The following is a 7,336-nucleotide window of genomic DNA, read 5'->3' as shown; positions in this document are numbered from 1 at the left end:
GTGGTGGGCGGCGCGGCGTCGCGCGCGGCCGGGCGGCGCGGCTGCTGTTCGGCGGCCTGGGCCGCGGCTTCATCCGGCGGCGCGGGGTTGCGCACGCCGTAGGGCTTGCCCGGCGCGGCCGGTTCCGGCGCCGCGTGACGGTAGCCGGACGGCAGCTGGGCCGAGCGCGGATAGGCCGCCGCCGTCAAAGCCGCCTGCCAGGCGGCCTCCTGGAAGCCGGCGACCTTGCGGCTGCCGACTACCAGCAGCGGCAGTTCCAGCCTGGCGTCGAGCTGGCGCAGCAGTTCCTTGTCCTCGTCGGTGTTGACGGTTTTTTCGGTATAGGGCACGCCGCGGGCGCGCAACAGGGCCCGGCCCTGGTCGCAGCCGGCGCAGGCGGACTGCGTCGTGGTGTACAGCGTGACTGGGCTGGCCTTGACGGCCCGCGCCAGTTCGTAGGGGAGGGCGGCGCCCTGGCCGGCCCCGTCCTGGGACGGCGTGGTGAGCTGGCTGGACGCCGCTTGCACCGGCGGCGTGTCGCCATAGTGGACCGTGCCTTGTGCGTCGGTCCATTTATAGACCTGGGCGGAGACAGCGCCGGAGACGCAGGCAAGCAGCACCAGCCCCGGCAGCATCCGCCGCCCGCGTCGCCCGCCGTCCTCGACCTGCCTATCCCTCATGCTCGTCTCCGTCCAGGCCCCGGGGCCATCAAGCCGCCTGCATGCCGCTATGGCGCAGCAGGGCATCGATCTGCGGTTCGCGGCCGCGGAAGGCCTTGAACGATTCGAGCGCAGGACGCGAACCGCCCACCGACAGGATCTCGCGGTGGAAGCGCTTGCCGGTTTCATCCAGCGCGGCGCCGCCCGCCTCGACCGCCTCTTCGAAGGCGGCATAGGCATCGGCCGACAGCACTTCCGCCCACTTGTAGCTATAGTAGCCTGCCGCATAGCCGCCGGCAAAGATATGGCCGAAGCTGTGCTGGAAGCGGTTGAACGCGGGCGGGATCAGCACCGAGAACTTGCTGCGCACCTCGTCCACCAGCGCCTGCACCGTCTTCTGGCTGTGCGGGTCGAAGTCGTAGTGCAGGTGCATGTCGATCAGCGAGAACTCGACCTGGCGCAGCGTCTGCATGCCGGACTGGAAGTTCTTCGCCGCCAGCATCTTGTCGTAGAGCTCGCGCGGCAGCGGCTCGCCCGTCTTCACGTGGGCGGTCATGCCCTGCAGGACGTCCCACTCCCAGCAGAAGTTTTCCATGAACTGCGACGGCAGTTCCACCGCATCCCATTCCACGCCCGAGATGCCGGACACGCTCAATTCGTCGACTTCGGTCAGCATGTGGTGCAGGCCGTGGCCGAACTCGTGGAACAGGGTCGTCACTTCGTCGTGGGTGAACAGCGAGGGCTGTTGCTGGCCGTCGACGATGGCCGGCGGGGTGAAGTTGCAGACCAGGTAGGCGATCGGCGTCTGCACGATGCCACCGGTCGCCATCCGGCGGCCGCGGGCATCGTCCATCCACGCGCCCTGGCCCTTGCCGGGACGCGCATACGGATCGAGATAGAACTGGCCGATCAGCTTGCCGTCACGCTCGATGCGATAGAAGCGCACGTCCGGATGCCAGACCGGGCCCTGGTCCGGCGCGATGCTCACGCCGAACAGCCTGGAGATCACGCCGAACAGGCCGGCCACGACCTTGGACTCGGGGAAGTACTGCTTCACTTCCTGGGCCGAGAATGCGTAGCGCTTCTCGCGCAACTTTTCGGAGGCGTAGGCGACGTCCCAGGCCTGCATCTCTTCGATGCCCAGTTCGTCCCTGGCGAAGGCGCGCAGCTCCGCCAGGTCCTTCTCGGCGTAGGGACGGGCGCGGCGCGCCAGGTCTTCCAGGAACTCGATCACGCGTTCCGGGCTCTCGGCCATCTTCGGCTCCAGCGAGACGTCGGCGAAGCTGCGGAAGTCGAGCAGCTTGGCTTCCTCGTCGCGCAGCTTCAGCAGCTGGGCGATGTTGCTGGTGTTGTCCCACTTCTCGACTTCGGAGAACACGACGCCCATCTCGGACGCCTTGGTGGCGTTGGCGCGGTAGATTTTTTCACGCAGCTCGCGCTTGTCTGCGAACTGCAGCACCGGGAAGTAGGAGGGGAAGTGCAGCGAGAACTGCCAGCCCTGCTTTCCGTCGCGTTCGGCGGCGGCGCGGGCCGCGGCCCTGGCGTCGTCGGGCAGGCCGGACAGATCGGCTTCGTTCTCGACCAGCAGTTTGAAATCGTTGGTCGCGTCCAGCACGTTTTCCGAGAAGCGCGTGGAGAGCGCAGCCTGCTGCTCCTGGATCTCGGCGAAGCGTTCCTTCTGCTTCTCGGGCAGCTCGGCGCCGCCCAGGCGGAAGTCGCGCAGGGCGTTCTCGACGATGCGCTTGCGCGCCGGCGTCAGGTTCACGAATTCCGTGCTGGCGTGCAGCTGCTTGTACTTGGCGAACAGCGCCTCGTTCTGGCCCAGCTCGGTCCAGAACTCCGTCACCTTCGGCTGGTTCTCGTTGTAGGTGGCGCGCAGCTCGGGCGTGTCCATCACGTGGTTCAGGTGGTTGACCACGCCCCAGGCGCGTCCCAGGCGCTCGGTGGCTTCCTCTAGCGGGACCACGAAGCTGTCCCAGCCCACCTTGTCGCCGGGGGCTTCCAGCTGCTGGACCACGTTGCGAGCATCGGCGATCAGCTGCTCGATCGCCGGGGTGACGTGCTCGGGCTTGATCGCATCGAAGCGCGGCAGGCCCGAGAAATCGAGAAGTGGATTCGCGAGAAGAGGATTGCTGGCATCGATGCTCATGGTATTCCTTTCAGTGTTCAGGCGAGGCCGGGCTTCGGGTCCATCCCCGAGGCCTGGCCAGGCTGTGCTTGATTCTTGGCAAGCCCGCGTTCCGCGGACTCGAGCGTGTTCATCAACAGCATGGTAATCGTCATCGGGCCGACGCCGCCCGGGACCGGCGTAATGTGCGAGGCCACTTCGCTGACGCTGGCGAAATCGACGTCGCCGCACAGCTTGCCTTCGTCGTCGCGGTTGATGCCGACGTCGATCACGATGGCGCCCGGCTTGACCATGTCCCCTCGCAGGGTATTGCGGCGGCCGACCGCGGCAACCACGATGTCGGCCTGGCGGGTGTGGTAGCCCAGGTCCGGCGTCGCGCTATGGCAGATGGTGACGGTGGCATTCTGTTGCAAGAGCAGCAGGGCCATCGGCTTGCCGACCGTGTTCGAACGGCCGATCACGACCGCGTGCTTGCCGCGCAGGTCGACGCCGGTGGTCTCGATCAGCTTCATGCAGCCGTACGGGGTGCAGGGACGGAAGCCCGGCAGGTTGGCGACCAGTTCGCCGGCCGACAGCACCGAGTAGCCGTCCACGTCCTTGGTGGTGGCGATCGCTTCGATCACCTTCGACGGATCGATGTGCCTGGGCAGCGGCATCTGCACGAGGATGCCGTGGATGGCCGGATCGGCGTTCAGGGCCGCGATGCGGTCCAGCAGGGCCTGCTCCGAGAAGTCGGCCTCGTATTTTTCCAGCACCGAGTGGAAGCCGGCTTCGTTGCAGGCCTTGACCTTGTTGCGCACGTAGACGTGGCTGGCCGGATCGTCGCCGACGATGATCACGGCCAGGCCGGGCTGGCGGCCTTCGGCGGTGAGTTCGGCGGCGCGGCGGGCGATGTCGGCGCGCAGTTGTTGGGAAAGTTTGACTCCGTCGATCAGTTGGGCAGGCATGGCGGGACTCGGCTTCTGGACAAAAACGAAATTATACGTGCCCGTCCGGTATCGCGCGCCGCGAAGAGGCGTTCGACGTCATATTTATGGATGTTGCTGCCGAGTTGGGCGGCGAAGATTATTGTTAGTAAAAAAACCGGCCTTGCCGCGTTTAATTCCGGCCTTGCCGCGTATTTCTCCGTCGTCCCCGCGCAGGCGGGGATCCAGGTTTGCTGGCGTTTCGATAGCGCGAACAGAACGTGGATCCTCGCCTGCGCGGGGACGACGATGTATATATGCGCGGCGCCGGCGTATGTAGGGCGCATGCCATTTTTCATATTATGAAATCGTATATCGTATTTTGAAAAACAGGTGCTCCACTGGTAGAATCGACAGGCTTTAATTTAGGGATAGTCTTTTCGCCACCAAACGTCCGCAGTCAGGCTCAAGGTCGGGTGGGGCACCAACTCAAGGAGACGTAGCAATGTCAGCTCAACTCGACCAGTTGACGGCCCAGGCCGCCAATGATCCGGATTCGATCGAGACCAAGGAATGGCTCGACGCGCTCGAAGCAGTCATCGAATTCGAAGGCACCGACCGCGCCCACTACCTGCTGGAGCGCCTGGTCGATCTGGCCCGCCGCCGCGGCGCCCAGATGCCGTTCTCCAGCAATACCGCATACGTCAACACCATCCCGGCGCACCTCGAAGAGCACTGCCCGGGCAACCTCGAATATGAAGAGCGCCTGCGCTCGTGGATGCGCTGGAACGCCATGGCGATGGTCGTCAAGGCCAACCGCGCCGACGGCGACCTGGGCGGCCACCTGTCGTCCTTCGCCTCGCTGGCCAACGTGCTGGGCATCGGCTTCAACCATTTCTGGAAGGCCCCGAGCGAGAATCACGGCGGCGACCTGCTGTACATCCAGGGCCACTCCTCGCCGGGCGTCTATGCGCGCGCCTTCCTGGAAGGCCGCATCAGCGAAGAACAGATGCTGAACTTCCGGCGCGAAGTCGACGGCAAGGGCCTGTCTTCCTACCCGCACCCGAAACTGATGCCGGGTTTCTGGCAGTTCCCGACCGTCTCGATGGGCCTGGGCCCGCTGATGGCGATCTACCAGGCGCGTTTCCTGAAATACCTGCAGGCCCGCAGCATCGCCGACACCGACAACCGCAAGGTCTGGGTCTTCTGCGGCGACGGCGAGATGGACGAGCCGGAATCGATGGGCGCGATCGGCATGGCCGCGCGCGAGAAGCTCGACAACCTGGTCATGGTCGTCAACTGCAACCTGCAGCGCCTGGACGGTCCGGTACGCGGCAACGGCAAGATCATCCAGGAACTGGAAGCGGACTTCCGCGGCGCCGGCTGGAACGTCGTCAAGGTCATCTGGGGCCCGGGCTGGGACGCCCTGCTGGCCAAGGACAAGGACGGCATCCTGCAGCGCGTGATGATGGAAACCGTCGACGGCGAATACCAGAACTACAAGGCGAAAGACGGCGCCTACGTGCGCAAGCACTTCTTCGGCAAGCACCCCGAGCTGCTGAAGATGGTTGCCAACATGACCGATGACGACATCTGGCGCCTGACCCGCGGCGGCCACGATCCGCACAAGATCTACGCCGCCTTCAAGAACGCCCAGGAAAACAAGGGCTCGCCGACCGTCCTGCTGGTCAAGACCGTCAAGGGCTTCGGCATGGGCAAGTCGGGCGAGGCGCGCAACACCGCGCACCAGACCAAGAAGCTGGACGACGAAGCCATCCGCGAAATGCGCGACCGCTTCGCCATTCCGATCCCGGACGACAAGCTGGCCGAGATCCCCTTCTTCAAGCCGTCCGACGACGCGCCTGAAATCAAGTACCTGCACGAGCGCCGCGCGGCCCTCGGCGGCTACCTGCCGTCGCGCCGCGAACAGGCCGACGAGAAGCTGCCGGTGCCGGCCCTGGAAACCTTCAAGGCCGTGCTCGATCCGACCGCCCCGGGCCGCGAGATCTCGACCACCCAGGCCTATGTCCGCGTGATCACCTCGCTGCTGAAGGACAAGGAAATCGGCCAGCGCATCGTGCCGATCCTGGTCGACGAATCGCGTACCTTCGGTATGGAAGGCCTGTTCCGCCAGATCGGTATCTTCAACCAGCAGGGCCAGCTGTACGAACCGGTCGACAAGGACCAGGTGATGTACTACCGCGAAGACAAGGCCGGCCAGATCCTGCAGGAAGGCATCAACGAAGCGGGCGGCATGTGCTCGTGGATCGCCGCGGCGACGTCGTACTCGACGAACAACCGCGTGATGATCCCGTTCTACACCTTCTACTCGATGTTCGGCATGCAGCGCGTCGGCGACCTGGTCTGGCTGGCAGGCGACATCCGCGCCCGCGGCTTCCTGATGGGCGGCACCGCCGGCCGTACCACGCTGAACGGCGAAGGCCTGCAGCACGAAGATGGCCACAGCCACATCATCGCGGCGACCATCCCGACCTGCATTCCGTACGACCCGACCTACGCCCACGAAGTGGCGGTGATCATCCAGAACGGCCTGCATCGCATGGTGGAGAAGCAGGAAGATGTGTTCTACTACATCACCATCATGAACGAGAGCTACGAGCAGCCGGGCATCAAGCCGGGCCAGGAAGAGGGCATCCTGAAGGGCATGTACCTGTTCCAGGAAGGCGACAAGTCGGCCGCCAACCGCGTCCAGCTGATGGGTTCGGGCACGATCCTGCGCGAGTCGGTCTTCGCCGCCGAGCTGCTGAAGAACGACTGGGGCGTCGCCGCCGACATCTGGTCCTGCCCGTCGTTCACGCTGCTCGCCCGTGACGGCCAGGACGCCGATCACTGGAACCTGCACAACCCGACCCAGTCGCCGCGTCTGCCGTACGTGACCCAGCTGCTGAAGGATTCGCAGGGCCCGATCGTCGCGACCACCGACTACATGCGCATGTTCGCCGAGCAGATCCGCGCCTACATCCCGAACGGCCGCACCTACAAGGTGCTGGGCACCGACGGCTACGGCCGCTCGGACACCCGCGCCGCGCTGCGCGACTTCTTCGAGGTGAACCGTTACTACATCACGGTCGCCGCGCTGAAGTCCCTGGCCGAGGAAGGCAAGATCCCGGCCCAGACCGTGGCGGACGCGATCGCCAAGTACGGCATCGATGCCAACAAGCCTTATCCGCCGACCCTGTAATGCTCGAGTAGCCGTCATCCCCGCGAAGGCGGGGATCCAAGTTGGTGGCAGACCGCACGAACTTGGGTATCCGCCTGCGCGGGTACGACGGGCCTTGGCTAACTAAAAATACGGAGCTAACAAACATGAGCATTGTGGAAGTCAAAGTCCCCGACATCGGCGACTTCAAGGAAGTGGAAGTCATCGAGCTGATGGTCAAGCCGGGCGACACCATCAAGGTCGACCAGTCGCTGATCACGGTGGAATCGGACAAGGCCAGCATGGAGATCCCCTCCAGCCATGCGGGCGTCGTCAAGGAAATCAAGGTCAAGGTCGGCGACAAGGTCGCCGAAGGTTCGCTGGTGCTGACCGTTGAAGAAGCCGCGGGCGCCGCCGAAGCTGCGCCGGCCGCTGCTGCTCCGGCACCGGCTGCTGCTCCGGCACCGGCCGCCGCCGCGCCCGCACCGGCAGCCCCGGCCCCGGC

General features: G+C 65.2%; 5 protein-coding genes. 2 read left to right on the top strand and 3 right to left on the bottom strand.

Going from position 1 to position 7,336, the window contains the following annotated elements; all coding sequences use genetic code 11:
* The 3 genes from AB4Z32_RS27190 to folD all read right to left on the bottom strand — a co-directional run.
* Window positions 1-659 (bottom strand): glutaredoxin family protein (locus tag AB4Z32_RS27190; RefSeq protein WP_442124940.1); only part of this gene is annotated, 659 nt, incomplete at its 3' end.
* A 28-nt stretch (window positions 660-687) separates the two neighbouring features.
* Window positions 688-2,787, bottom strand: a complete 2,100-nt coding sequence (locus tag AB4Z32_RS27185; RefSeq protein WP_442124939.1) for a M3 family metallopeptidase — start codon at window positions 2,785-2,787, stop codon at window positions 688-690.
* Window positions 2,788-2,804: 17 nt separating this feature from the next.
* Window positions 2,805-3,713, bottom strand: coding sequence for a bifunctional methylenetetrahydrofolate dehydrogenase/methenyltetrahydrofolate cyclohydrolase FolD (gene folD, locus AB4Z32_RS27180; RefSeq protein ID WP_442124938.1), 909 nt, complete (start codon window positions 3,711-3,713; stop codon window positions 2,805-2,807).
* 463 nt (window positions 3,714-4,176) lie between these two features.
* Here folD and aceE point away from each other — a divergent pair, with 463 nt between their 5' ends.
* Together aceE and AB4Z32_RS27170 are read left to right on the top strand one after the other, a co-directional pair.
* The gene (aceE, locus tag AB4Z32_RS27175; protein ID WP_442124937.1) at window positions 4,177-6,873 is read left to right on the top strand and encodes a pyruvate dehydrogenase (acetyl-transferring), homodimeric type; all 2,697 of its coding nucleotides are present in this window, start codon (window positions 4,177-4,179) and stop codon (window positions 6,871-6,873) included.
* 125 nt (window positions 6,874-6,998) lie between these two features.
* Window positions 6,999-7,336: biotin/lipoyl-containing protein (locus AB4Z32_RS27170; protein WP_442124936.1), on the top strand; the 338-nt coding region annotated here is incomplete at its 3' end.

It is taken from the genome of Massilia sp. 2TAF26 (assembly GCF_052115005.1).
Lineage (GTDB): Bacteria > Pseudomonadota > Gammaproteobacteria > Burkholderiales > Burkholderiaceae_D > Telluria.
This window is presented reverse-complemented; position numbering and strand designations above follow the sequence as displayed.